This is a genomic window from Paenibacillus sp. FSL H7-0331 (assembly GCF_001956045.1).
The window spans coordinates 251,398-276,896 of sequence record NZ_MRTH01000010.1; the positions used below are offsets into that span (position 1 = coordinate 251,398).

Here is a 25,499-nt window from a genome sequence, read left to right on the forward strand (position 1 = left end):
GGTTTTTTGTAATTATTACCTGTTAACAATATCCAGTTCATTCCATACTGTGGATATTGGCACGAATCGGATCCAGTCCTCCGGAAATGTCCATAATATTTCCTGTTATAAAATCAGAGCGCTCCTCACATAGATAGGCAATCACTCTTGCAATGTCTTCCCCAACACCCGGACGTCCGCGAGGTGATTCCGGATCGATCTCATGCTCCACATCAGCGATCAGCTTCTCCTTGTTGTCTCCATGAATGTCACCCGGACAGATCATGTTCACCGTGATCCCAAAGGGTGCTTCTTCAACTGAGAGCGTTTTGGTGAATGAGACAAGCCCAACCTTGGCCGCGGCGTAGACAGCCCTGTGAGGCCATCCTCGTGCCTCTGAGGCATGCCCGAATCCAAAGTGAATGATTCTCCCCCACTTCTTGCTGCGCATCATAGGAAGCACCAAATGATCGAGCTGCATGACACCGAGCAAATTCCCGTTCATTATGTACTGAATCTCTTCTTGCTTGTATTCATTAAAGAACTTGCGTTCACGTACAAAAGGACCCGCATTATTAATACATATATCAATGCCGCCCAGTTCCTGGACAGCTGTTTCTGTCACATATTGCAAATCCTCATAACGCGATACATCACCCTGGAGTGCCAAACAGCGTACACCCTTCGCTTGTATACGTTCGCATAACTTCTGCGCCTCAACAGCGCTATGAACATAATTGATAATAATATCGCAGCCGGAATCGGCGAGTCGGAGTGCAGTCATTTTGCCTAAACCTTTGGCACTGCCTGTTATAAGCGCGACTTTCCGTTGTTCGATCATGTTCGAATGTCCTCTCCTCACTTGCTCATATATCTTTAAAGTATAGAGGAAGCTAACAACTGATTCAAGGTCAATCCGTCAGGCTTCATAACGTCCGGTTGACTCCGACAACTTGCCAATATAATCAAACGTAGTACGGACAGCAACAAATACCATTTCACATCCAACTGCCAGGTCCAACAGACGCTCGGATACATTTTCCGCCTTCATCCGTTCGTCTTGCAGTTGCTCTTCCTCCGCTGCCTGCAGCAAATCATCCAACAAATCGGCGTTAATTGTATGAATCTCCATGTTCCGCTCGTTGCGCAGACGATCCACGGGTTTTCTGGACGATTCTTTCAGATCATACAGCTGCTTTTCAAGCTCGACATACAGATGGTTCTGATGCATATTGCGAAGCACGGTAAAGTAGGAAAACCGGGATTTGACCTCCTCGGTTTTGAGCCTGAACCGTTCATTCATAAAGTGACCCAGCTTATCCAGAATGGCAAATATTCGAATGATAGCGTTTCGGTAAAAATACAAATACCGGCGATAATGAATCAGTTCTTCAGCACCCATATCATCTATATAGGTCTTCGAAATGTGCTCGCTGTAGCGGATTGCCGCATATTGGCTTTGCTCCAGCTCATCAAGCGCGCTCAGAAAGCTGTTCCCCCAAATGATATATCGCCGATCCTGAGAGTTGCGCTTGGCAAAAGGAATCGTATGTAATAATGCCAAATATTGCTGAATCGAATGATTCGCTGAGGCAATAAGACCTGTATCCTCACGTACCGGTTCACCGAACATCGCTCTAAGCATATAAAGAACTCACTTCCCTTCTATATTCCTAAACATCGGTATTCATGCAACAGAGTGATAGTCCATCTTCCGGCGCAGGCAAGTCCTCACAATAGGATACCCATTATCGTGATCTTCTGTGTATGTCGATGCTCTTTTTATATAAGACTTTGCAACTTATTGCCATCTTGTTTTTGTAGCGCTTCCAAACCATCTCATAAGTCCAGATGCGCTTTGGACTTACTGAGATTTACGTTCATCCTGCGATCATATGGAAAAACCAGCAGGCTTACGCAGCTATCGAGCTTTGTAAGCCTGTCCGTTCTGCTTTTTGGCCAAAAAGGCGAGTACACATAAGTAACACAATATCCCGAACAAAGCGGAGACCAGCACCGCGTGCAGCAGGCTCGCGATCAAATACACATCATATCCAATGGACAAGGTCACAAAAGCGCCGCTGAAGATTTGTAAAATCACGAGAATCAGCGCCCACTTGGCGGATTGATATATATTGTCCTGAGAACGTGTTTGAGAGCGTATCGCAAGGAACAACCACAACAGAAGAATGAACAAGGCCGCAGCACCCATGCGGTGGGCAAACACGATTCGGGTCGGGCCAATCATATCGGGAATGATGCTCCCGTTGCATAACGGCCATCCAATGCATCCACCTGAGGATTGGGTATGCCGCACGAATGCACCCAGATATACGACTGCATAGCTGTAAATGGTAATCAGGAAAATGCCCCATCGAAGACCAGCGGTAATTGAAACGGTCGAACCCGACAGCATGCTTCCGAAGCGAGTAAAAACCAAGGAAAGCAGCAAAGTAAATGCAAATGCCATTAAAGAAAATCCAAAATGCAGCGCCAAAACCGACGAGGATTGCGGCCAAATGACAGCCAGAGCCCCCAGCACAGCCTGCAGTATTGTAAAAAACATCGCTCCTGACACGAAAATCTTCGCATCTTTTCTTTTACACCAAACAAAAACAAGAATGGTCGCAATGAGCAAAACAATTCCTACCACACCCACAACAAACCGATGGCTGTATTCGATAATCGACTCAATCGTATACGCTGGAACAAATTTTCCGTTGCATAGCGGCCAATCGTCTCCACACCCACGGCCGGACTCCGTTTTCGTCACGAGCGCGCCCATAACGAGAATCAAAAACATGCCATACATGCTTGCAAATGAGAAGTACTTAAGCCATTTTTGCTGGTTCATATGCTGATATCACCTACTTTTCTGAGCTTCGACAGGATACGTCAAGGACATGACAAGTCGATCGCTCATGTATCATTATATCGATAAAAGGGAGCCAAATCCATGCGGAATTGTTACAAAGCATTGAAACTAAAAAGCCGATTGTTTCCAGGATGTATTTCCCTGAAAGCAATCGGCTCTAATCCGTCATCAGAAACGGGTTTATTTATTGAGAGCAGTGGCTACTTCTACAGCACGGTCCAAAAACTGCTCGATTTCTTCTCTTGTTTTACGCAGTTTGCTTACAAACCGGACAAGCTCCTGACCATTACGGAAAGCGATAAAGCTTGGAATCCCCAAAATGTTAAGCTGCTCACATAAATCTGGAACTTCATCCCGGTCTAATTCGATAAAATTCAATCGGTCTCCATATTGTTCTTCGATCGATGGCATAAAAGGCTCAATGTAATGACAGTCCTTGCACCAGGTTGCTTTAAATACTGCAATGGTTGGCTTGTCACCATCTATAATTTGTTGAAAAATCGCTTCTGATTTCACTTGCTCCATAACATCCACCGCCTTCTGAATGAAGCTTTAAGAAAAAGCTTTTATTAGTTATAGCATGATGTTTTTTATCTGTCAAGGCTCCATCGATTCATGAAAATTTTGTCATACGTTTTACATTTATTAGAATAAGTGATATCATTATGATATGAAAATGAATGCATAACTAATTAACTTTTAAGGAGTGATACTATGAAAGAGTATAAAGCGTGGGTACAAAACGGTTTTCTTGGATTGCTGTTAATTGCCATATTTGTCGGTCTTGGTATTGTATTGCTGATTAATACGTATGTAATGTTAGGTATTGTTTCACTTGTGATCTCGATCATCCTTTTGTCGGGTATGACTATTGTTCAACCCAATCAAGCCCTCGTCGTCACTTTCTTCGGCAGGTACGTGGGAACGATCCGTGATAATGGCATGTCGCTGACTCTCCCCTTTTCTATGCGCAAACAGGTTTCATTACGGGTTCGCAATTTTAATAGCATCAAGCTGAAGGTCAATGATATTGAAGGTAATCCGATTGAGATTGCTGCTGTCGTCGTGTTTCGTGTGATCGATTCAGCTAAAGCGATGTATGATGTTGACAAGTATGAGCAGTTTGTTGAAATCCAAAGTGAAACTGCATTGAGGCACGTTGCCAGCAAATATCCGTATGATTTGTTTCATGACACTGGATTTTCGCTTCGCGGCAATTCGGAGGAAATCTCGAGAGAGCTCGGACGAGAGCTGCAGGAACGGTTGTCGCTGGCTGGCGTTGAGGTAATGGAAGCACGGCTGACACATCTGGCTTATTCGACTGAAATCGCAAGCGCCATGCTGCAGCGGCAGCAGGCATCGGCCATCATCTCGGCGCGTACCATGATTGTGGAAGGTGCCGTCGGTATGGTCCAGATGGCAATCGCTCAAATCGAACAGGATGGCACGATCCATCTGGATGAGGAACGAAAAGCTGCGATGATCAATAATCTGCTGGTCGCGATTGTATCCGACCGCTCTGCGAGTCCTATTATTAATACAAGCAGCTTGTACTAGAGGACCCATCTGATGGCTTCCAAAAAAAGCTTTGCCCTGCGTATAGATCCCAAGCTGTATGAGGCACTTGAACGTTGGGCTGATGACGAATTGCGAAGTGTGAACGGACATCTTGAATTTTTGCTTCGTGAGGCGGTAGCTCGTGCAGGTAGATTACCCGGTCCCAAAGCATCAGTTCCCAAGGAAAAGCCAGAGGCTTCTCAGCAAGAAGAGTAGGGATATATGCACATATAAAGCAGCAGCAAAAAGCCTGATCCGGCAGAATCAGGCTTTTTGCTGCTGCTTATGGGAAAAGAAGCAAGATGAGTCAGTGAGTACTATTCGCGGCTAATCGTAACCATCTGCATATCTGAATTCCATTTCACAGTGGCACCCAGGCTTTCGGCAATAAATCGAACAGGTACGTAAGTTGTCCCATCCTTAAGCTCTGCCTCGACTTCAAGCGGCTTGATTAATCCATTCACAGTTGCCTGCTTGCTGCCAACATTCAGCTTAATGACTACTCCACTAGAGGGATCTGTTACCGTAACTTGTTGATTGGCTGCATTCCAGTTGACTTCAGCATCCAGCTCCTCGACGACAAAACGGGCAGGAACCATAATAACGCCATTACGATAAAATGGTTTGGTCGTATCGTCGAAGCCGCTGTAATTATCCATCAACAGGTTAATATCTTTTTTGGTAATATGCAGATCATATTTTAATAATTCATATAAGGATGATTTCGGGTCCAAAGCAGCCAGGAATTGGTTTGGCTTGTTAAATGAATTCATTTCAATTTGTCCTGCGCTTGTATCAATTACAGCTGCTTTAACCGGCTTGTTGATGTTCCAGGTCTGGGCTGTGGTGGTCAGCTTAACCGATTTTACTGCTGTTGTATTGTCATCAGGCATGTTGACTAGTACCTCGGTTGATGACTTACGCGGCATCAAATCACCATCGACAAACACGTCCGTCTTCACGGAAAACTTATCACTCAGCAATACCTTCAACGATTCACCAGAATACGATTCGGATAGTTCTTTGACATACGTATCATAGTATTCAATGGTTTGTTTCAAATTGCTCGTAATATACGTGTAGGCAAGCTCAACAGCCAATGTTTTATTGTTCAAATAAGGTGAAATCATATCACTGTAAGAGCCGCTTGCATCTTGATTTTCTTTCATGACTTGTTGCACAATCGGAACAAAGATATCATAGATTTGACCCAGCATTTCTTTTAAACCCTTGTCATCAGCCAGCAAGTTTTTCAGAAACGATCGGGTAAGCTCAACGAGTTCGCTTCCTTTGAGCTCTACATGGATATTTTTACCTTTCAAGCCTTCAGTACCAACCATCTCACTAGCGCTCGATACAGAAATTTTGTTCACATTCGGGATAAGCCCGGCTAAATAGCCCCCAAAGGACGGATACCAAGCATATATTTTTTGATAGGTCTGCTTGATCAACTGCTCCATTTCCTTGGATAAGCCTTGTTGTGCCTGCAACTCCTGCAGGGCTCCGTTGTTGTGAATAACAATCGGTTTCTTGGCACCCTCCACCAAAATCGTATAATCCTGGTCAGATATTGTCAGTTGAAATGGTATTTTTCCCTTGTTGTATTCAAATACACCTTTAATGGAAATATGGGTATAATCCTGTTGTATGGCTTCGGAAATTGTCAATTGCACGTTACTGAACAGCTCAAATGCTTTTTTATCTTCTTCAGTCATTGTCTCTGCAGCGGGATTTGGAGTAATCTCCAACGCAATCGTTTGTTTGCTTTCGGCAGATTGGATACTATACGAATTTTTCATGACCTTGTTTAAATCCAGACCATCTACGGACTGGCAACCTGTCAGCATAATCAGTGCTGCGACCAGCAGCAGCGCGATCCATGAATGTGGTTTTCTGTTATTCATTCTGTACCTCCGTCATAATAGATTTGTTATGGCATCTGGTACCAATTCGACATGCACTGCGAAAACTCCTTTTTCTGGGGTAATTACCATACCGGACGAAATTTCAGTGGACTGCTCTCATCACTGATGGTATGGACCAAGCTGCGCAAATCCGCCTTAAGCATATTCATTCTTTCCTCTCCCACAATATCCGCATATCGCTGCTCAATGCTTATAAAAATCTCTTCCGTATTCCGGATACATGACCAACCTCGTTCAGTGAGTATAACAAGCTTCCCTCTGCCGTCGAGCGGATGCGGCTTGCGTTCAATATAATCATGCTGCTCCAAATAATCGATCATTTGACTCGCGGCTTGCTTGGTAACACCCAGATGCTCCGCGATTTCGTTGCCAGTAGCTCCCTTGGCTGCAATTCGTTGAAACAAAAACCCGTGAACAGGACGCACATCATCAAAGCCTTTTTTGGCCAATTGTCTATGCAAATCATCCGTTATGGCACTGAATGACAGCCCAAGCAGGATCGTTAACTCATAGCTTCCGGACGGTTGATTCATCATCGGTAGAGCCTCCCTAGATAGTCAATTAGATTGACAATATTTGCAAACTATTATAACATAAAAATTAGTCAATTTAATTGACTATATGGACTGAGCCCGATCAGATAGAGCTTTGGTCACAACAAGGAGGCTATTTTATGACAACCACAGCACCCAACACGAAGGAACAAGCCAATATCGAGCTTGTACGGGATTTTATCGAAGCCTTTTGGAATCAACCAACAGAAGCTTGACTGTATCGAGAGTGTATTGACCGCAGATTATATCGATCACGCCTATCAACCGCACACCGTGGATGGCCTTAAACAGATGGCTATTGTGCTGAATACCGCTTTTCCGGATCAATACAGCACCATTAATGAGATTATTGCGCAAGGGGATAAGGTTATGGTACGGATGATTATGCGTGGCACACATCTGGGAGAATTCCGAGGAACTGCACCTACCGGTAATCGGATCGAAGCGACTATTTATCGGGAATATGTAATCAGAGATGGTCAAATCGCGGAACATTGGGCTTTATTCGATACAGCAATGCTTTTGCGGCAAATTGGTGCCCAGCTCAGCTTTGATAATGCTTGTAAAATCAAAAAGGATTAGATCATCCGAGTGCAGGAAATGACCTTCGTAAGTGGAATAAGTTGAACATCATGATATGATTCGTATTTGTATAGAAAAGAGGTTAGATCTCATGATTCCAACCGATCCTTCCACTCCCGAGGACATTAAGCAATCTGCTCAATCACCTGCACAAGACTGGATACTTATCATCTTCTCATTGCTGGGCTGGGGTATCGTATCGCTTATTCTTTATCTCGTTGCCAGCATTGGAATCCTTGTATTTACTGAATCTTCAGTTGGATCTTGGCTGCAAACAGATAATTTGAGCGATGGTAGTCTGGCTATTCTTCATGCGGCGATCCTCTCGGTGATTACAGCTGCATTCATCAGCTATGGGCTGCTTATCGCCGCTGTCAGCAGGGAATCCGTCCGATTGCTTACCTTTGCTTCACTGCCCGTGCTCGTTGTAGGTGTGTATTTGTGGTATTCCTGCTACCGCAGCAGCTCTCCAATGGATGGCTTTGAAGGAAACACCTGGTTTATTTATCTTATTTATGTATCGTGGGCAACCCGCGGCTTCGACTATATCCGACATTACGTACCAGGCGGCTGGATGCCCTTTATCGGATTATCTGCTACCTTCCTGCCTCCTCTATGCAGCATGTTGGGCACGGCGCTTTATTCCATTACTTCAAGATCCTGGTCCCGTTCAAACACCCTGGTCTCTATCAGCACCCTTCCTTGCTGTATGGCACTCTGTTTCGGTATGTCCTTAGTCATCCCAAGCTCCGCCGAATTCACATCGCAGTCTTACCCCAAAGTAGACGGAGCAACGGCAGCTATCCACCTTGGACAAGAGCTGGCACATCAGCTTGTAGGGATGAATCGTCCAAAAGCCGCACGCACCGTCAACTTCAACACAACCCACAATGCTTATGTCAATCTGATTAGTAAAAAAGCCGACCTTATTCTGGTGGCCGGACCCTCGGATGAGGAACTGCAGCTGGCCAAGGAGAGCGGAGTGGCCTTAAAGCTGACTCCTATCGGTAAAGATGCTTTTATTTTTCTCGTTCATCAAAGCAACCCCGTCGAGTCGCTTACAATCCAGCAAATCCAAGCCATTTATTCAGGCACCGTTCATAATTGGCAGGAGGTTGGCGGGAACGACGAGGCAATCACCTCTTTTCAGAGAGAGCCCAACTCAGGAAGCCAAACCTATATGGAAACCAAGGTGATGAAGGGTCATTCCTTAATCACAGCGGCAAGAGAACACAAAATTACCGGAATGGGCGGCATGATTGATAAGGTAGCTGAATATACGAATGCCAACAATGCGATCGGGTACTCATTTTATTATTACGCTAATGAAATGCACCGCCGGCAAGGAGTGAAGTTTGTGAAGCTCAATGGCATTGAAAGCAATAAGGACAACATACGCAATGGCAGCTACCCGTTAACGGCAGTCCTCTATGCCGTCACCCGCGATGAAGAGCCTCAGGATGAGCCAACCTCACGTATGCTCAGCTGGCTTCTAAGCGCCAAGGGAGCTGCCGCTATCGAAAAGAGTGGATTTGTACCGATCCAGTGACCAAGCAATCGACAGAGCATATGAAGCAGTGTGCGAAAGGTCAACTCCCCATCTCACTCCCCACCTTATGTAAGCAAATGAAGCCTCCGCGGACCCACTATGACAGTGGATTTGGAGGCTTCCTTATGATAGTCAATCGGAGAGCTTCTTCGTTCCCATCACGAGAATGCTCACTAACCGTCTACAGATACCCACTGTCGGCTGCGGCTTGATTTCTCGACGGCTTCCAGCACCATTTGATTCTGAAGCCCATCGGCAAAGCTCGGTTGAGGACAGCGACCTGTAGCGATACCATTCAAAAACTCACGCATCAAGCCTAAAAAGGTATGCTCATAGCCGATATTATGGCCGGGTGCCCAATAAATGTTCCCATAAGGATGCTCGGTTTCCGTACAGGTGATCGTTCGAAAGCCCTGCAGACCCGGCTCATCATCCTTTAAATATACTTCCAGTACGTTCATGCTTTCCAAATCCCAGCGTATGGAGCCGCGTTCACCATTTATTTCAAAACGATTGCCATTGCGGTTACCGCCTGCAAAACGGGTAGCCTCAAATGTTCCGATCGCCCCATTCTTAAAGCGGGCAATAAATACGGATGCATCATCGACATCAACCTCACCCATCTCCGTTATTTTCTCCGGGGCTTCCTGTTCAGGCAGCGGGCGGGCGCTGATAAAGGTTTCCATTGTGCCTACTACCTCATCGATGTCTCCAACAAGAAAACGCGCCAGATCAATCATATGCGAGGCCAAATCACCATGACTGCCAGATCCGCTCTCCTCCTTGCGCATCCGCCATTCAAGCGGGCTGTCGGGGTCTATAAGCCAATCCTGTAAATACAGGCCTCGAAAGTGGTAAATACGACCGAGACGCCCTTCACGAATGAGCTTCTTGGCAAATTGTACAGCGGGAGAGAAGCGATAATTATGACAAATCATATGGACCTTACCCGATTTGCGAGCAGCTGCCAGCATACGTTTGGCCTCATCTACACTAATCGCCAGCGGCTTCTCGCACAATACATGTTTCCCTGCTTCCAATGCAGCAATCGCGATTTCTGCATGTGAATGGTTCGGAGTGACGATATCGATGACATCAATATCATCTCGCTGAATCAGGGCTCGCCAATCATTTTCATGAGAAGCCCAGCCCAGCTTCTCAGCCGCCGCGTTTACGCCATCCTCATCCCGGCCAGAGATCGCCTGCATCACAGGGACGGCCGGCAGATCGAAAAAAAACGGCAGGTCACGATAAGCATGACTATGTGCTTTTCCCATAAATTTATATCCAACCAATCCGATTCTTATTTGTTGATCACCCATATCAACCATCCCTTCCTATGAATCCATTAGGTTTGTAACAAACCGGTCATGTAAAGCTCGCTACTATATTATTTGTCCATTTTGAGCCTTTTTGACTCAAAAGAAGCAGATGGCTGCCTATAGATCTATCGGTCAATCCGGCAAGGTTGGTCCATTTTCGTGCAAATCGTCATATGATCTGCTAAAATTAACTGTCCAATACAAGGGAATCATACGAGACCAAACGATAGCTTGTACGTATGTGTTGGTAGGAGAAACAAAATCAAATTGACTTGGGAAGGTGAGCGAGCTTTGTGAATCATATTTTTTCGTGGATTTCTGTCCTGGGTTCCGGCATGTTTGAGCTATGGCTGGCAATTCCATTAGGATTTACTCTACAGCTCCATCCCGTCACAACAGGCATATTAAGCGGACTCGGATCATGGCTCAGCGCGCTGATCATTATTTTCTTTGGGAGTTCATTGCGGGAATGGTTGATACGTCGATTTCAAAAAAACAAAAATGGAAAAAACAGCCGCATGGGCCGTATCTGGAATCGTTATGGTATTATCGGTCTCGGTTTCTTATCGCCCCTCCTCACAGGCTCTCCGCTCGGAGCTGCTATCGGGATCTCTTTCAATGCCGAGCCTCGTAAACTGCTGCTATGGATGGGAGTAGGCATTGTGTTCTGGAGTGCTGTGCTGACAACTGCTGCTGCCTATGGCTTGATGCTGATTATGCCAGAATAAACAGTCGCGGCTGATTACATCGTGCTGAAAGCTGACCATTATGAAGGAACTTGTTCCCACAACAGGTTCCTTTTTTTTGTTATCAAAGAAAAAAGCACCGACGCGGAGTCAGTGCTTACTGCTGCTTGTATTCATCAGCTTTGGGGCTACCCGACCTACCAGACGTTGAATAGGACGCGGCATTTGGTGCAAATCCGATACACTTACTGTTTTGGTTAACATCAGTAATACAGGATAGGCACCCGCCGTAACTGCACACAAGATAACGGCCTGAATAAAGGGAGCCAGACGAGGCTGACTGTAAGGCCCGATATAAGCATGAACAACACTGCTCAGGCCAATACCAATGAGCACGATCAGTACCGTCGTCATCGCCACACCCAACCAGCGGCGAGCACCCAGGATAAGGAAGGAAACTTCTTTGCGAAGCACCCACAAATTGAGCACGGTCATCGCCATAAAGCAAAGACAAGTAGCCGCTATAATTCCATAAATTCCAAGCCAAGGTGCAAGCGCCAAGCTGGCCACCAGCTTGATGGCAATACCTGCTATTACGTGCAGTACGAGAGGACGCATTTTACCCATCCCCATCAATACAGCACCCGAGGTTTGCATCACAATCTGAAAAATCGAGCTGATCGTTAATACGATGATCATCGGTGCCGCATACGTATCAACAATAGCTGAATGCTTTAAGTTACCAAAAATAAATCCGTTTAAGGGACCTGCTGCCAAGCAAATAACAAGCACCATCGGTAAACCGCTTAAAATCGAAAGCTGCATCACCTTACCTGTCTGCTCGCCTACCTGTACCATATCTTTTTTGGAATAAGCGGAAGAAATGATCGGCACCACCGACTGACTGAGCGCTATCGCCAAAATGATAGGAATACCCGCCAGCGATTGAGCACGTCCTACCAACACACCAAGTATCTCCTGTGCACTGGCTTCTCCGATCTGATCCTTCAAGAGCAAGGTCACAATCGAGGAATCAATCGTATACACCAAAGTAACGGTTAAGGAGAAAATGACAATGGGAATCGATAGCTTGAACAGCTGTGCGTAAATTGTTTTGAACGCAAGTGGACTTGAAGCTGTCTTTGCCTCCAACCGAGGGGCACCTGCTTGCTCCGATCCCCCCAAGCCTTCTGAACGATCATTGCGACGCAGCCTAAGCGCATAATAAATCATGACCGCTACCGCCGCCAGACTACCGACTACTCCTCCGAATGAAGCACCTGCAACTGCCCAATCCAAGCTATGCGCGAGCAATAAGTAAGCCAGCAGGACTGATGCAGCGACACGGAATATTTGCTCCACAATTTGTGATAAGCCATTGGGCATCATCATCCGTCTACCTTGAAAATAGCCGCGCATAATGGCAATTAACGGAAACAGCAGCAGCGCAGGCGCTAATGTACGAATCGGCAGCGCTGCCTGCGGATTCAATGTCATGTTAGCGTAATAAGGCGCAAAAACGTAGAGGAAAATAGTCATGACGACTCCCGCCCCTACAGCGAACGCTATGGCAGCACGATAAATGCGACCTGCTTCTGCATAAAGCCCAAGCTCCGTGCGTTCTGAAATCATTTTGCTGAGCGCACTTGGAATACCGGCTGTCGCCACAACCAGCAGCATCGAGTAGATGTTAAAGGCGACTCCATAGCTCGCCATCCCGATGTCACCCAATAAAACAATTAGCGGAACCCTTTGAACAACACCAAGTGCTCTTGCAACGAGCGCTGCCACGGTTAAGATGAGTGTTCCTTTTACCAGTGAATCCTTTGCCACGATATTCCCTACTCCCTGCCTGATTGCCTGTATACTCGACCGCCTGCCGAACCAGGCGTGAACTTATCCTTACAGCACCCAAATAAAAAATAACACAATCATTAAAGCCTGCAAAACCAATTTCACCACAACACTTGAAAGCAATCCGATCAATGCGCCTAGGCCTGCCCGGAACGCCTGCTTGGCTTCTGTTCCTATGATGAGTTCTCCAATAACGGCCCCGAGAAACGGACCCACGATTAAACCAACGATAGGAATGACAAACGGACCCACAATCAAACCGATCATACTCCCGATGACAGAAGCCTTATTCCCGCCAAACCTCTTCACCCCGAGCGCGCTGACCGCATAATCTGCCACAATCAAGCCCACGAAAATCGTCGATTGAATCACCCAAAACCAAATACCGAAGGGCTCAAAGCTGACCATCCAGCCATACACAAAAAATGCTGCAAAAATCGCTACCGCTCCCGGAAAAATTGGATAAACGGCCCCGATCATGCCGATTATAAACAAGAGAATGACTATAATCCAAGCCGTTATGAGCATGGGTGGAAACCTCCTGAGAGTTACTTACGATAAAATATATTGTTCGATAATCCGCGCCACACCGTGCTCCTCATTGCTCGTTGTGATTACGTCTGCCAGCGCTTTAACCTCTTCCTGTGCGTTGCCCATCGCTACACCAAGTCCGCACTCCCGAATCATCGAAATATCATTCTGGCTGTCTCCCATCGCTATCACCTGCGACATGTCATATCCGAACATTTCACATACTTGTCGGACACCGCTCGCTTTATGAACTCCTTTGGGATTTAACTCCAGGTTCGCTGGATGCGAATTCGTAATCTCAAACACGCCCCATGAATCCAGCTTGCTACGAATAGCCTGCAGACAGGCAGCATCCTCATAATAATAACCAAACTTCAGCCATTGTCTGGCATCCACCTGCTCTACCCATCGTTCCTTATTATAAATATCACCAACCGCATAAGCCCAATACCAAGTATCATACTCAATCGCCAGTGCATGCATTTCTTTGATAAGAGCAGGCTCCAGCAGTGCACGGCTGTGCAGCTTGCCTGGTGCTGACCAGACTTCGCCTCCATTTACGGTAACAATCGGCGCTTCCAGCTTTAGCTCCTCAATGTAAGCTTCCACATTCTGAATCCCTCGTCCGGTTGCGAACATCACCTTGATTCCGGCTTGCTCGGCAGCCTGGATCGCTGCACGGTTTTCCTCGGATACCTTTTTATCCTCCGTCAGCAGTGTTCCATCCATGTCCAAAGCAATAAGCTTGTAATTTCCCTTATTCATCCGTTCAAGTCCCCTCTCTCTACAGTGCTGCGGCTACAGAAGGCTTAGGCAGGTCCTGCATGTACGTAACATGCCATAGGGCAAACATATAGACGGTCCACAAACGCCTTGCATAATCACCTTGTCCATTCTGGTGTTTGGCTACCATGTTACGAATCGTACCCATGTTAATGTAATCCTCAATACCGCTGGCTTCAATCTGCTCCAGCATCACTTTGCCCTGATTGCCTTTCAGCCAATCGCGCATCGGTACCGGAAATCCAAGCTTCGGACGGTTAAGAATAAAATCAGGAATGATCCCTTCCATTGCTTTGCGGAAAATGTATTTGGTCGTGCCTTCCGCGATTCGATAACGTGCCGGGATTTTACGAGCGACCTCATACAGCTCCACATCCAGAAAAGGCACACGCAGCTCTAGCGAATGGGCCATCGTCATTTTATCGGCTTTCATCAAAATATCGCCTGGCAGCCACAGATTCATATCGATATATTGCATACGTGTGACCGGATCCTGATGCCTTGTTTTGGCATAGTACTGTTCAGCAATCTGCCATGGGTTGCGGTAGCTGCGCAGCATTTCCTGATCCATGCGCACAACCTCAGATTTCATATCCTCCGTGAAAATCTTCGCATTACCCAGAAATCTCTGTTCCAACGGTGTCGTACCGCGAAGCACAAAGTTTCTCCCGTATACCCCTTGAGGCATCATTCTAGCAACGGCGTGCAGCATCCGCTTTAAGCCCATCGGCAGACGGTCAAGAGAGCGCAGCGAATTCGGTTCGTTATAAATTCGGTAGCCGCCAAACAGCTCGTCCGCACCTTCTCCGGATAGAACAACGGTAACCTGTTCACGTGCCAGCTGCGCAACATGATACAAAGCGATAGCCGAAGGATCAGCTACCGGCTCATCCTGATGCCATACCGCCTTGGGAAGCACATCGAAAAAATCCTTTTGCGTAATAATTTTCGAATAATGCTCGGTATCCAACGCTTTTGCTGTTTGTTGAGCAATCCCCGTCTCATTATTAGCACCTTCGAAGCCTACGGAAAATGTGCGGATCGGCTCAATCGAACGCATATGGGTGGCTATCGCCGTAGAATCAATACCACTGGACAAGAAACAGCCGCGCTCAACATCACTTTGCATATGATGAATAACGGAATCCTTCAAGCCCTCGCGAATCTGTTCGACATAATCCTCAAAAGGACGCTCTTCAGTCTCAAACATCGGGTCCCAATAACGACTGATCTCCATCTGTCCATCATAACTGATGGAAATATAATGACCCGGAGGCAGCTTTTGAATATCCCGAAACATGGTATCCGGCTCCGGTACATATTGAAAGGTCAAATAATTGAGCAAGCTTTCTGTATGTATCGAGCGGTCCATGCCGCCTGCAGCCAGCAAGCTTTTAATTTCCGATCCAAACAAAAACTGCCTGCTGTTCTTGAAATAATAAAAGGGCTTGATCCCAAAATGATCACGCGCTCCAAATAGACGCTTCTTTTTACGATCCCAGATCACAAAGCCAAACATCCCGCGGAGATGCTTCACACATTCCTCTCCGAACTCCTCGTACATATGAACGATAACCTCGGTATCACTATGTGTTTTGAACACATGCCCCTTCTCCTGAAGCGAGCTGCGTAAATATTTATAATTATAAATCTCCCCGTTAAAAACAATCCATACGGTATCGTCCTCATTGGACAGAGGCTGGTGACCTTCCTTAAGGTCGATAACGGACAGCCGGCGAAAGCCCAGTCCAATCCGGTTCTCACCCCAAAATCCAAAATCATTGGGTCCGCGATGCACCATACAATCCGTCATCGCTTTCAGCATCGTCTGAGACGGTTCCCTATCTTCAAAATACATTGCTCCGGTAATACCGCACATGTCTTCATTTCCTCCTCAAGTGTACAACGGCAACGTTAACTATCATTCGATTTATTCGATATTTTAGTATAGCATATTCTTAGTAAAATCCGTAAGGTTACACCAAAAGAACCCGTCCATAACAGACAGGTTCTGTGAACATGTATACACTCGCAGCTATGGTGCTTCCGCAGTACCTTTGGCCCCTTTGGGCACACCATCCAAGCCATAGTACTGATCATAGGCATCAAAAATTTTGCGTGCAATCGGAGCCGCATTCCACGAACCAAAACCACCTTCAGGGACTACGACAGCAATTGCAAGCTTTGGTTTTTCCACTGGAGCGAACGCAATAAACACGGCATTATCAATCAGCTTGCCGCCAACGGATTGTGTAGAGGTTCCTGTTTTACGGGCATAAGGATAAGGAAATCCGTCAAAGCCTGTCACAAACACCTTTTCCATCCCTTTAATGACCGAATCCCAATACGGTTTGGGGAATGTAGTTTCCTCCATCACGACAGGCTCCATCGTCTGCACCGGTTGACCTTCATAGGTTTCGATTTTATCCACAAGAAGCGGCTTTAGCTTCTTGCCTCTGCTTGCCAGGGTAGCGGCATATTGCGCCATCTGCATCGTTGTATATTTTTCATTCTGGCCCCATGAAGCAAATACCATTCTCGATTGCATGGATTCCTTCTCATTCGTTTTAAACTCGCTGATACCCGCATTTTCTCTTGGCAAACCACTTCCGCTCGGCACACCGAGACCGAATTTGTTCAGATAAGACTCCCAAACGTCGGCTGATTGGCTTCCATACTTTTGATGAAGCTTGTAACCAACCATCGCTGACATGAACGTATTGGAGGAATGCCAGATCGCATCCGCAGCATTAATATACCCATAGGAAGCCCGGTCTGAATTCGTCAGCTTCGATCCATTGTCCTTACCATACGTATACTCACCGGTGTCATTATAAAGCGTATCGACCCCAAACAGCCCTTCATTTAATCCAATTAACACCGATAACGGCTTAATGATCGATCCTACATATACAACCGAGGTTGGATGATTCTTGAGCTCGGCTGGCGGATAATCCGGAAAGGCGCTTGTAATCGTACCATTATTAATAAATGGTTGGATCCGGTTGTACTCGCTGGTCAACACAACCCCGTTCCATATGTTAGGATCATAATCCGGCATGCTGGCCATTGCAACGACCTTGCCTGTTTCCACTTCGATCGCAACCGCATAACCAGCCCTTGCATTCGGCGCGGAAGCAGAACGATTGGACGTTGACTTGGCAGCCGCAAGCTGATCGATAATGGCCTTCTCGGCAACCTCCTGAACATTTTTATTAATCGTTAAATATAAATTATTTCCTTTTTCCGGTGCTTTGACCGACACTTTGCCGATAATTTTTTGCGAGGCATTCACCGGGTATGTTTTTGATCCATTTTTACCGCGAAGATCCTCCTGATACATCAGCTCGATACCATCGTATCCGACATACTCAGTGTCTAGATAGCCTTTAGTATTGTCTTTGTTCTTGTAGAAGGGCAGTCCATTGTTCGGCTCTCTTGCCGTGGAAAAGGGTCTCATATATCCGATCAGTTGGGCTGCAATGGGACCGTTGTCGTAAGTACGAATACTTTCCTCCATAATCTCAAGCCATTTCAGTTCATCGCGGCGTTCCAGTATATATGCGATTTCATCATTAGACAAGCCTGATTTGAGCCGCCGGGGAACAAAGGAGTAGCTCGGAGCTGTCGTCGTATTCTTGTCCAGATCGTAACCGACATCCATCTCCTTAATGATTTCCGCTGCACCCAGCAAATTATTGGGCGGCGTCCCATGCTCCTTGAATATTTCCTCTAATTTGCGAGCTAGCGTTATGACATCGTCTTTCTTTTGGTCGGATTCCATACGGAAATATAGCGATTGGGTTGACGAGGTAAAAGCGAGCGGCGCCCCGCCCCGATCATAGATATTGCCACGAATCGGACCTATCGGTGTATCCATCTTGGTGTTATTGGCTTCTTCCGCCTTCAGCTGGCTGCCTTCGACAAACTGCAGTACGGCAAGTCTGACAATCAGAATGGAAAAAAAGAAAAACGTGCAGAAAAAGATCAGATTAACCCTAAATGTAAAATGACTTCTCTTGGCTGATTCCTGCTGCTGAGGGTCATCATTAGCTTTTTTGTTACCAAACATGCTTACAACTCCTTTGTAATGCGTACAACCTTAAACTTCCCTGATATGTGTTTGATTAAAATTCGGGGGATTAAACCAGTTGCCACCGCTGGATACCCAGGTAGAATCGAGTGGTACCCACTTGCTGCTATCGTTCAAATATACCTCGTTCCATGCGTGAGGTCCATATCCGCCACGACCATCATAGCCAAGCCCTGTAACAACTCTGACTTCCAATCCGATCGAACGGGCCATCACGGCATACAGTCTGGAATAATCAATACAAACGCCTTTTCTTGTTGCATACGTTTCTTCCGGCGTTTGCTCCTTCCAGATTTTTTTTTGCTCATAGAGATTAACCTTATCCCAATCATAAGTTACTCTGGTGCCAATCCATTTATATAACAGCTTCGCTTTTTCCTCGTCAGTTGTTCCTTTGAGCGTTACCTCTTTGGCCGCTTCCGCTATGCCGGGAGGGATTTGTGCATCCAGCACATCATACTTTCTTTGTAAAATATTATTGACTTCCGCCTCAAACTTTCTGGTAAATACGGGAAGCTGATTGGTCAAAAAATCGCCTGCCACCGGCTTGATAACTGCCGTTGCACCTTCCTGATACAGGGTAGAAGCTTGTATATACGGGGTGATTTCGGTTTGCGGCAAAAAGGTAGTGTAAATAAAGAGCGCTGCTACTATGAGCAGTGAGCGGCCAAGACCGGAAAATGTACCTATGATTCCGCCCATCACACTGCTAATCATACCCGGACGTTTGGTGCTGCCATGCCTTGACTCCCCCTGAAACTTATCTGTCCCCCAATGACCAAAGAACGGATTGATCATCCGGTAGATGATCTGTTTAATTACAGCATAACCAATAATGAATAAAACGCCTAGCCGCAGCAGCGGAAAATCTCGAACCGATGTAACGACTGTGTAATAAAATTGCTCAAATAGACCAAGATCCTTGGTAGGAATCACAATATTGAGCTCAACCAGCCATCCTTGAACATACGGCGAGACCCAGGAGGACAACCACCAGGACAGCACTATGCCAACCACAATAGCGGCGCCTTCTGCTGCCATCAGCGCCAAGTGACGAGCTGAGGAAGACGCGCCTCGAATCATCCCCTGAATGATCGAAAAGACTAGCGTTCCTGCAATAAGCACAGTGATCCAATTGATTGAACTGATTTGGTTGATTGTCGATGCCATTGCTTCAACTCCTAATCTCTTCAAGGATGAAAGAAATGCAGCACTCGTTAGGTTGCTTTGTTCGTCTTGGCTTGCTCGATCAATGCCTTCAGCATATCATCAAGCTTCATTGTAAAGGTCTGATTCATAAAAGTGACAGTGACCTCGCTGGCTCCCGGCTTGCCATCAACCTTCAGGCTTTTGGTCGTAACCGTGTAAGACCCGTCCGCATTTTGCTTATATTGCGCATCCTTCATTTCGTTCGATACGACTTTGATCGCCTGATTCTTTACTTCAGTTGTTACCGTAGCTCCAATATTGAGCAATTGATCCTTATAGCTGGCACCATAGAAATATAATCCTGCCAATATGGCAAGTACAATGACCCATTTGATAACGGTCTTAACGATGCGGACAACAACGAATAAGATCACGATAGCCAACAAAATAATATACCAACGCTCTTGTAAAAACGACGTAATAAAATCCAACCTTCATCTCTCCTCAAATTCATCTCACTCAATACTGGTAATCATACACTATCTTTATCGTTGTCTTCATCCCTTTTTTTCCTCAGTTCTGCGAGCTGGCGCTGAATCTGGTCGGATTTGTCGAACTTTTTGGCCTTACGAAAGGTGGTTCGCAATCGAAAAATAAGAAAGACCAATATAACCACCAAAAATAATAGCAGGAACGGATCCATACCCGGCAACCTCTTCTCAATAAATCGTTGTATGTAAGGCTTGTTCTGCGGCTCGCAAAAATAGTGGTACTAACCTCCGGGCTTGTCACGTAAACGTAGTATAACGCTGCTGAAAGCAAGCAGACTATGGATCCCATTCGAGGTGATACGATTGAAAACCGCGCTGTGGTTATATTTGTTCATGTTTGTAGCTTTTTTCGATCTGCATGCGCAATACCCGATATTATCCCCGTTTGCAATCTCGCTAGGCGCTGCCCCTTCATTCATCGGGCTCATTTTAGGTGTATACTCACTGACTCACTTGCCCGGTAACCTGCTGGCAGGTTATGGTGTAGACCGTTATGGAAGTAAAGGTTTTATTGTCTTTAGCCTAATTGTAGCAGGTATTGTGCTGTTAGTTCAATCAAGGGTAACAGATCCCTGGGATTTGTTGATTATCCGTTCGATCAGCGGTTTTGTCCTTGCCTTCCTCTCGCCTGCATGTCTATCCCTGCTTGCCAAGATTGCCAAGGACCGTGTCCAGCAAAGCAAGTTTATGGCGGGTAATGGACTCGTACATACGATGGCCTCTGTATTAAGCCCTGCTGTCGGCGCTTATCTGGTAGCCAAGCTCGGCTTTGCGCAATCCTTCACGGTGTTGGGCTGGATTCTGATCGCTACCGGTGTCCTTGCCATGGTCGGAGTGAAGGAAGCAACCGGTCAGAAGGCGATTGGCGACTTGTCCATCCCACACGCCCAGAGCATTGCCGAACATTCCGATGAGCTGCCTGAACTCAAAAACGATCGTGTTCCCTGGCTTTTCTTTGGTATTCCTTTGGCTATTTCCTGTGCACAAGGGATATTATTTTTTGAACTGCCTCTAATGAAGGAATCCAACGGTTCCATTCTGACATCGGGCATTTTGTTTTCACTTGTCAGTCTGGGGGCACTGGTCACCCTGAGCATGATCTTCTTGAACCGCAAATCCCCATTTCTAAGGACCACTATGGGCAGTCTGGGGCTGGCGATTATTTTTTTCGGCTTATCCATCCATTGGCCTATTCCGATCTACGTCTCTTTATTTATGATTGGAATGGCCAAAGGCATCATTTTTCCGGCTATCGCCTCCCTGCTGGCAGGAATTACAAGCTCAAGCCATTATGGGCGTGTATTTTCGTTTTTATCCATATCCTTTTCCATAGGCGCCTTTATAGGTCCCATTGTGGCCGGACATATGAGAAGTCATACTTCTCCTTACTTTATAGCATTTGCCTGCCTGATGCTGGCTTTATCTGTTGTCCCGCTTCGGGCCTTCAAACCCGTTTCTATCTGAAAAGAAATCATGCTGCTTGGCTGCCATCCAGTGCTGATTAAAAAATCGCCTTTTGCGGGCGATTTTTTTGTGTGTTTCAACGTTAATTACACAGGGTAAGTAAAAGTTAGGTTAAGCGTTACTTCTCAGTCTCCTTTAACCCAGATATACCCAATGTTCTTTTTTGGGTCAGACGGACTTAAACAAGGGAGTTGCGTTCGAACTTTGTAACAAGACATGTACCCAGCATATCTATGTCGAAAAAGGAGGTGAAAAGCATAGTGACAAACGAACCTTTTCACAAAAAAAACAAAAGAAACGATAGGAGTGAAACGTTAATGAAGCCAGCTTTTACCAAAAAAACTGCTCAAGTTACCGTACTTGCGCTGATGCTTTCAATCATGCTGCCTGTTCTGGCTTTTGCTGCAACGGGATTTTCTAATTTAACATTTCAGAACAATAGCTTGAATGCAACTGTATCTTCCACTACTTATTTAGATTCCAATGTTGGAGACGCAGTGTACGTCAATGTGTACGGGAACAGCGGTGCATTGCTTTCTGTGACCCCAGCCGTTTATAGCAATACTTACTCAAGCAGCCAAGGATGGAGCTACCAAATACCAAGTCTATCTGTTAATGGCTATGAGGGTCCACTTACAGTAACTACAACTGTGTATAAAGCTGGTGTTGTAGATCCAAGCGAATCTGCAACTACGACAGTTTCATACACAAGCAATAACAACGGCGGTAGCACTGGCGGCGGTGGCGGCGGCGGTGGTGGTGGCGGAACTATTTCCGGAGCAACCATGAGTGTTCCTTCTGACGGAAGTATTGATGCCTACATGCTGCAAAACGCTTTAACTTCTAACAATGAAGTCGTGCTTAACCTTAGTGGAGATCTGGCTTTGATTCCAGCTAAGGCATTGACCAGCTTCACTAATGACACAACCAAGACACTACGGATCACCAATAGTAAAGGCACTTATATCCTTCCGATCTCGGTACTGAAACTAAGTGACTTGGCAAGCGCTCTCGGCACTACAGTGGATGCGCTCATTATTAAAGTATCGATCAGTGCTGCAAGTGCAGATAATGTGGCTAGTATTACAGCTGCAGCTACTGCCTTAGGTGCTACAGAAATCGCTACACCGGTTGATTTCAACCTTGTGGGACTTGCACCAGACAGCAAAACTCAAACGATTGATCTCGGTTCGAATTATGTGAGCCGTATTCTTCCTTTGACCAAAGCAGCAGATTCCACACGTTCGACAGGCGTTGTATTCGATACAACAACGAAAAAATTAAGCTTTGTCCCTTCTCTGATTAATACAGCAGACACAGGCAGCACAGCTACAATTAAACGTAATAGTAACAGTATCTATACAGCAATCGAATTGAACAAAAACTTCCCTGACAGCCAAGGCCATTGGGCTCAAGGCTACATCGAATTACTGGCCAACAAGCTGGTTGTTGATGGCGTAACCGATACAACTTTCGAACCTGAGCGTAACATCACTCGTGCTGAATTTGCAGCCTTGGTGGTTCGTTCACTCGGTCTTGAGCAAGCGGCAGGAAGCAGCTCCTTCAATGATGTTGCATCAGGTGATTGGTTCGCAGGCGTTGTAGGCGCAGCAACCAAAGCCAAAATCATTGATGGTTATGAGGATTCAACTTTCAGACCGAACCAACCGATCAAACGTGAAGAGCTTGCAGCAATGGTCGTCCGTGCTTTGAATTACGCAGGTGCTAAACCAACTGTTACTTCTGAACGTCAAAATGAATTGTTAGCTAAGTATACCGATGCTAACAAGATCGTATGGGCTCAACAAGAAGTAGCAACAGCGATTGAAGCAGGAATCATTGATGGAATCACTGACAACACGATCGCTCCTACTAACCAGGCTACACGCGCACAATCAGCTGCTATGCTGAAACGTTTGTTAACCAAAGCTAACTTCATCAACTAAGTAAAGCAGGTTAACGACTAATTAAATTCAGATTTACAAGCCAAAAGGCACTGACAGCGATGTCGGTGCCTTTTTTTTGTTAATGTTTTGAATTTTCAGGTAAAATCAATGCAACGCTATTGAATGCAGCTATATAATTGTTATATTAGATCAGACTTTTGCAAAAGTCTTTGAACAATAACAGCAACTTCCGCTCTTGTTATGAAGGCTTTAGGAGCCAATTCTGTGTTGTTTCGTCCCGAAACGAGCCCAAACTTTAAGCAGTCGGAAATCCCGCTCTCAGCCCAATTCGATATCGTCCCCGAATCGGTGAAGGAGTTTAATACTTGTCCCGTATTTTGCAATGGTTTCGCTTCGATCTTCGTAATGGTCATCGCTCTTGCCATAATCGTCATCGCTTGTTCGCGTGTAATCTTATCATTCGGGCGGAAGGTGCCATCCTCGAATCCGTTGATCAGGTTGTACGTGAATGCCGTCCCAATCGCACTGGCGAACCAACTCTTCGGATCAACGTCAGAGAAACCCGATGCCTCTGCCTTTAGTTTCAGTCCTAATCCACGAATCAGGATAGCTGCAAACTCCGCACGTGTAATATCTTGATCGGGATTAAAGGAGCCATGGCCGATGCCATTGATAACCATACGCGATCCCATATCGTTTACAGATTTTTTAGCCCAGTGCAGCTCTACATCCTTAAAGTCAAGCGGATGCCATACCACAGAATAGATGCTATTCGTCAAGCTGTTCACCTTGGCATAATACTTGCCGTCCAACAGCACAATCTTCGTCGGCACATGGCGCAGCGTTCCATCCGTTTCAATCACGACTCCAGTCGTGATTTTGTTAGGATCTACGCCGTCTGGAATGGCAATTGTACGTTCAACATATGCTTTGAACTCGGTGACTTCAATTGTACTGTCCTTATAGAGAGCCCTTACAGTAAAGTCAAGCGGTGGAACGACAATCGCAATCGTTCCTTCTGTGGATTCATTTGGAACCCATTGCACCGGCGTTCTAGGCACAGCGATTTCGATCTGAACTTTAATATCTTGCAGGGCTACCGATTTGCCCACCTGATCTAAGATTGATTGGATGTTGATCTGTTGAGCCGGCATATGAAAACTCGCTTTATCCGTTTTAATTTCCAATACCGCTTGCTGCAATTCCATTTTACTGACCATCTGCCCGTTGAGCTCTCCGATCACGACATCAGATCCGGTATCCACCGATATCGTCACCACAGCAAACTGACCTTCCTTCGCGAGCTTATCTTCCAGCTTATTCTGATCAATCGCGATGGTTGTTACCGTCTGTGAATTTACGTTTGTTACCTTTACTGTTCCTGCATTCTCCAGCTTGCCATTAACAAGAACGGTAGCACCCGTTGTATCAGACTCCGATGTTGTTGGAGGCGTTGGCTGTGTTGGTGTGCTTGAGCTGCCGTTGTTATTGGAAGAAGCTCTTAGCCATACGGCATTAGAAGCTTCGGAAGGATTGCTGCTGCCAACGCTGTTGGTCGCAATTACCGTGAACGTATAGCTTATGCCTTTCGTTAAGCCCGTAACGGTTATTGGACTGCCTGTACCGCTTGCCGTCAAGCCTCCTGGACTCGAAGTCACGGTGTAGCCTGTGATCGGGCTGCCTCCGCTGCTAGCAGGCGCGGTGAAGCTCACTGTCGCTTGCGATTGACCATTCACTAACACAGCTGTCACGCCCATTGGTACGCCCGGCACCGTGACCGGTGCGTTCGGTGACGTCGGTATCACGCTATTCGATGGAGTCGAAGCGGCTGAGCTTCCTACTTCGTTTGTTGCAACGACGGTAAATGTATACGCCGTCCCATACGTCAATCCCGTAACGGTGAGGGGACTGCCTGTACCACTAGACCTCAATCCTCCCGGACTCGAGGTCACAGTGTAGCCGGTTATGGGGCTGCCTCCGTTGCTTATCGGTGCCGTAAAGCTCACTGTCGCTTGCGATTGACCATTCACTGCCACAGCCGTCACGCCCATTGGTGCGTTTGGCACCGTAGCCGGTGCGTTCGGTGACGTCGGTATCACGCTATTCGATGGAGTCGATGCGACCGAGCTTCCTACTTC

Annotated in this window: 22 protein-coding genes; 7 read left to right on the top strand and 15 right to left on the bottom strand. The window is 46.3% G+C overall.

Annotated features, from left to right (window positions below; translation table 11 throughout):
* Window positions 1-37 precede the first annotated feature (37 nt).
* The 4 genes from BK127_RS17240 to BK127_RS17255 form a co-directional block, all read right to left on the bottom strand.
* A complete protein-coding gene (locus tag BK127_RS17240; protein ID WP_076232384.1) occupies window positions 38-820 on the bottom strand; it encodes an SDR family oxidoreductase in 783 nt (260 codons plus the stop codon).
* A 78-nt stretch (window positions 821-898) separates the two neighbouring features.
* The gene (locus BK127_RS17245; RefSeq protein ID WP_256711351.1) at window positions 899-1,612 is read right to left on the bottom strand and encodes a Cthe_2314 family HEPN domain-containing protein; all 714 of its coding nucleotides are present in this window, start codon (window positions 1,610-1,612) and stop codon (window positions 899-901) included.
* 288 nt (window positions 1,613-1,900) lie between these two features.
* Window positions 1,901-2,833, bottom strand: coding sequence for a COX15/CtaA family protein (locus BK127_RS17250; RefSeq protein WP_076232387.1), 933 nt, complete (start codon window positions 2,831-2,833; stop codon window positions 1,901-1,903).
* 201 nt (window positions 2,834-3,034) lie between these two features.
* Complete coding sequence (locus tag BK127_RS17255; protein ID WP_076232388.1) at window positions 3,035-3,379, bottom strand: thioredoxin family protein; 345 nt, start codon at window positions 3,377-3,379, stop codon at window positions 3,035-3,037.
* Between the two features lie 189 nt (window positions 3,380-3,568).
* On the opposite strand from BK127_RS17255, the gene BK127_RS17260 reads away from it, so the two are divergent.
* Window positions 3,569-4,411 (top strand): SPFH domain-containing protein, encoded by an 843-nt coding sequence (locus BK127_RS17260; RefSeq protein WP_076232389.1) that lies wholly within the window; start codon window positions 3,569-3,571, stop codon window positions 4,409-4,411.
* A gap of 12 nt (window positions 4,412-4,423) precedes the next feature.
* The gene (locus BK127_RS17265) at window positions 4,424-4,627 is read left to right on the top strand and encodes a type II toxin-antitoxin system antitoxin (protein ID WP_076232390.1); all 204 of its coding nucleotides are present in this window, start codon (window positions 4,424-4,426) and stop codon (window positions 4,625-4,627) included.
* Window positions 4,628-4,728: 101 nt separating this feature from the next.
* On the opposite strand, the gene BK127_RS17270 is transcribed toward BK127_RS17265, so the two are convergent.
* Both BK127_RS17270 and BK127_RS17275 read right to left on the bottom strand, forming a co-directional pair.
* Window positions 4,729-6,315, bottom strand: a complete 1,587-nt coding sequence (locus BK127_RS17270) for a copper amine oxidase N-terminal domain-containing protein (protein ID WP_076232391.1) — start codon at window positions 6,313-6,315, stop codon at window positions 4,729-4,731.
* A gap of 83 nt (window positions 6,316-6,398) precedes the next feature.
* Complete coding sequence (locus BK127_RS17275; protein WP_076232392.1) at window positions 6,399-6,872, bottom strand: MarR family winged helix-turn-helix transcriptional regulator; 474 nt, start codon at window positions 6,870-6,872, stop codon at window positions 6,399-6,401.
* Window positions 6,873-7,121: 249 nt separating this feature from the next.
* Here BK127_RS17275 and BK127_RS17280 point away from each other — a divergent pair, with 249 nt between their 5' ends.
* Window positions 7,122-7,472, top strand: coding sequence for an ester cyclase (locus tag BK127_RS17280; RefSeq protein ID WP_256711352.1), 351 nt, complete (start codon window positions 7,122-7,124; stop codon window positions 7,470-7,472).
* A gap of 91 nt (window positions 7,473-7,563) precedes the next feature.
* Window positions 7,564-9,021, top strand: a complete 1,458-nt coding sequence (locus BK127_RS17285) for a PstS family phosphate ABC transporter substrate-binding protein (protein ID WP_076232394.1) — start codon at window positions 7,564-7,566, stop codon at window positions 9,019-9,021.
* Between the two features lie 173 nt (window positions 9,022-9,194).
* Here the strand turns inward: BK127_RS17285 and BK127_RS17290 are convergent, their stop codons facing one another.
* Window positions 9,195-10,343, bottom strand: a complete 1,149-nt coding sequence (locus tag BK127_RS17290; protein ID WP_076232395.1) for a Gfo/Idh/MocA family protein — start codon at window positions 10,341-10,343, stop codon at window positions 9,195-9,197.
* A gap of 293 nt (window positions 10,344-10,636) precedes the next feature.
* Here BK127_RS17290 and BK127_RS17295 point away from each other — a divergent pair, with 293 nt between their 5' ends.
* Window positions 10,637-11,071, top strand: a complete 435-nt coding sequence (locus BK127_RS17295) for a small multi-drug export protein (protein ID WP_076232397.1) — start codon at window positions 10,637-10,639, stop codon at window positions 11,069-11,071.
* Window positions 11,072-11,179: 108 nt separating this feature from the next.
* Here the strand turns inward: BK127_RS17295 and BK127_RS17300 are convergent, their stop codons facing one another.
* The 7 genes from BK127_RS17300 to BK127_RS17330 form a co-directional block, all read right to left on the bottom strand.
* Window positions 11,180-12,865: a putative polysaccharide biosynthesis protein gene (locus BK127_RS17300; RefSeq protein WP_076232399.1), complete on the bottom strand. Its 1,686-nt coding sequence runs from the start codon at window positions 12,863-12,865 to the stop codon at window positions 11,180-11,182.
* 66 nt (window positions 12,866-12,931) lie between these two features.
* Window positions 12,932-13,411, bottom strand: coding sequence for a DUF456 domain-containing protein (locus tag BK127_RS17305; protein WP_076232402.1), 480 nt, complete (start codon window positions 13,409-13,411; stop codon window positions 12,932-12,934).
* Window positions 13,412-13,435: 24 nt separating this feature from the next.
* Window positions 13,436-14,179 (bottom strand): Cof-type HAD-IIB family hydrolase, encoded by a 744-nt coding sequence (locus BK127_RS17310; protein WP_076232404.1) that lies wholly within the window; start codon window positions 14,177-14,179, stop codon window positions 13,436-13,438.
* Window positions 14,180-14,198: 19 nt separating this feature from the next.
* Entirely contained in the window at window positions 14,199-16,076 is a 1,878-nt protein-coding gene (gene asnB / locus BK127_RS17315; protein ID WP_076232406.1) for an asparagine synthase (glutamine-hydrolyzing), read from the bottom strand.
* Between the two features lie 156 nt (window positions 16,077-16,232).
* Entirely contained in the window at window positions 16,233-18,269 is a 2,037-nt protein-coding gene (locus tag BK127_RS17320) for a peptidoglycan D,D-transpeptidase FtsI family protein (protein ID WP_076232409.1), read from the bottom strand.
* 30 nt (window positions 18,270-18,299) lie between these two features.
* Window positions 18,300-19,460: a transglutaminase domain-containing protein gene (locus tag BK127_RS17325; RefSeq protein WP_076232411.1), complete on the bottom strand. Its 1,161-nt coding sequence runs from the start codon at window positions 19,458-19,460 to the stop codon at window positions 18,300-18,302.
* A 47-nt stretch (window positions 19,461-19,507) separates the two neighbouring features.
* A complete protein-coding gene (locus BK127_RS17330; protein ID WP_076232413.1) occupies window positions 19,508-19,930 on the bottom strand; it encodes a hypothetical protein in 423 nt (140 codons plus the stop codon).
* A gap of 363 nt (window positions 19,931-20,293) precedes the next feature.
* Between BK127_RS17330 and BK127_RS17335 the strand changes: the two genes are divergently transcribed.
* Window positions 20,294-21,454, top strand: coding sequence for an MFS transporter (locus BK127_RS17335; RefSeq protein WP_076232416.1), 1,161 nt, complete (start codon window positions 20,294-20,296; stop codon window positions 21,452-21,454).
* A 317-nt stretch (window positions 21,455-21,771) separates the two neighbouring features.
* Window positions 21,772-23,400, top strand: coding sequence for an S-layer homology domain-containing protein (locus BK127_RS17340; RefSeq protein ID WP_076232418.1), 1,629 nt, complete (start codon window positions 21,772-21,774; stop codon window positions 23,398-23,400).
* Between the two features lie 140 nt (window positions 23,401-23,540).
* Here BK127_RS17340 and BK127_RS17345 read toward each other — a convergent pair.
* On the bottom strand, window positions 23,541-25,499 hold a 1,959-nt coding region (locus BK127_RS17345; RefSeq protein ID WP_144026483.1), incomplete at its 5' end, for an S-layer homology domain-containing protein.

Coding starts and splice junctions, on each gene's coding strand:
- BK127_RS17240 (WP_076232384.1), bottom strand. CDS start 820: ATGATCGAACAACGGAAAGTCGCGCTTATAACAGGCAGTGCCAAAGGT.
- BK127_RS17245 (WP_256711351.1), bottom strand. CDS start 1,612: ATGTTCGGTGAACCGGTACGTGAGGATACAGGTCTTATTGCCTCAGCG.
- BK127_RS17250 (WP_076232387.1), bottom strand. CDS start 2,833: ATGAACCAGCAAAAATGGCTTAAGTACTTCTCATTTGCAAGCATGTAT.
- BK127_RS17255 (WP_076232388.1), bottom strand. CDS start 3,379: ATGGAGCAAGTGAAATCAGAAGCGATTTTTCAACAAATTATAGATGGT.
- BK127_RS17260 (WP_076232389.1), top strand. CDS start 3,569: ATGAAAGAGTATAAAGCGTGGGTACAAAACGGTTTTCTTGGATTGCTG.
- BK127_RS17265 (WP_076232390.1), top strand. CDS start 4,424: ATGGCTTCCAAAAAAAGCTTTGCCCTGCGTATAGATCCCAAGCTGTAT.
- BK127_RS17270 (WP_076232391.1), bottom strand. CDS start 6,315: ATGAATAACAGAAAACCACATTCATGGATCGCGCTGCTGCTGGTCGCA.
- BK127_RS17275 (WP_076232392.1), bottom strand. CDS start 6,872: ATGATGAATCAACCGTCCGGAAGCTATGAGTTAACGATCCTGCTTGGG.
- BK127_RS17285 (WP_076232394.1), top strand. CDS start 7,564: ATGATTCCAACCGATCCTTCCACTCCCGAGGACATTAAGCAATCTGCT.
- BK127_RS17290 (WP_076232395.1), bottom strand. CDS start 10,343: ATGGGTGATCAACAAATAAGAATCGGATTGGTTGGATATAAATTTATG.
- BK127_RS17305 (WP_076232402.1), bottom strand. CDS start 13,411: ATGCTCATAACGGCTTGGATTATAGTCATTCTCTTGTTTATAATCGGC.
- BK127_RS17310 (WP_076232404.1), bottom strand. CDS start 14,179: ATGAATAAGGGAAATTACAAGCTTATTGCTTTGGACATGGATGGAACA.
- asnB (WP_076232406.1), bottom strand. CDS start 16,076: ATGTGCGGTATTACCGGAGCAATGTATTTTGAAGATAGGGAACCGTCT.
- BK127_RS17320 (WP_076232409.1), bottom strand. CDS start 18,269: ATGTTTGGTAACAAAAAAGCTAATGATGACCCTCAGCAGCAGGAATCA.
- BK127_RS17325 (WP_076232411.1), bottom strand. CDS start 19,460: ATGGCATCGACAATCAACCAAATCAGTTCAATCAATTGGATCACTGTG.
- BK127_RS17340 (WP_076232418.1), top strand. CDS start 21,772: ATGAAGCCAGCTTTTACCAAAAAAACTGCTCAAGTTACCGTACTTGCG.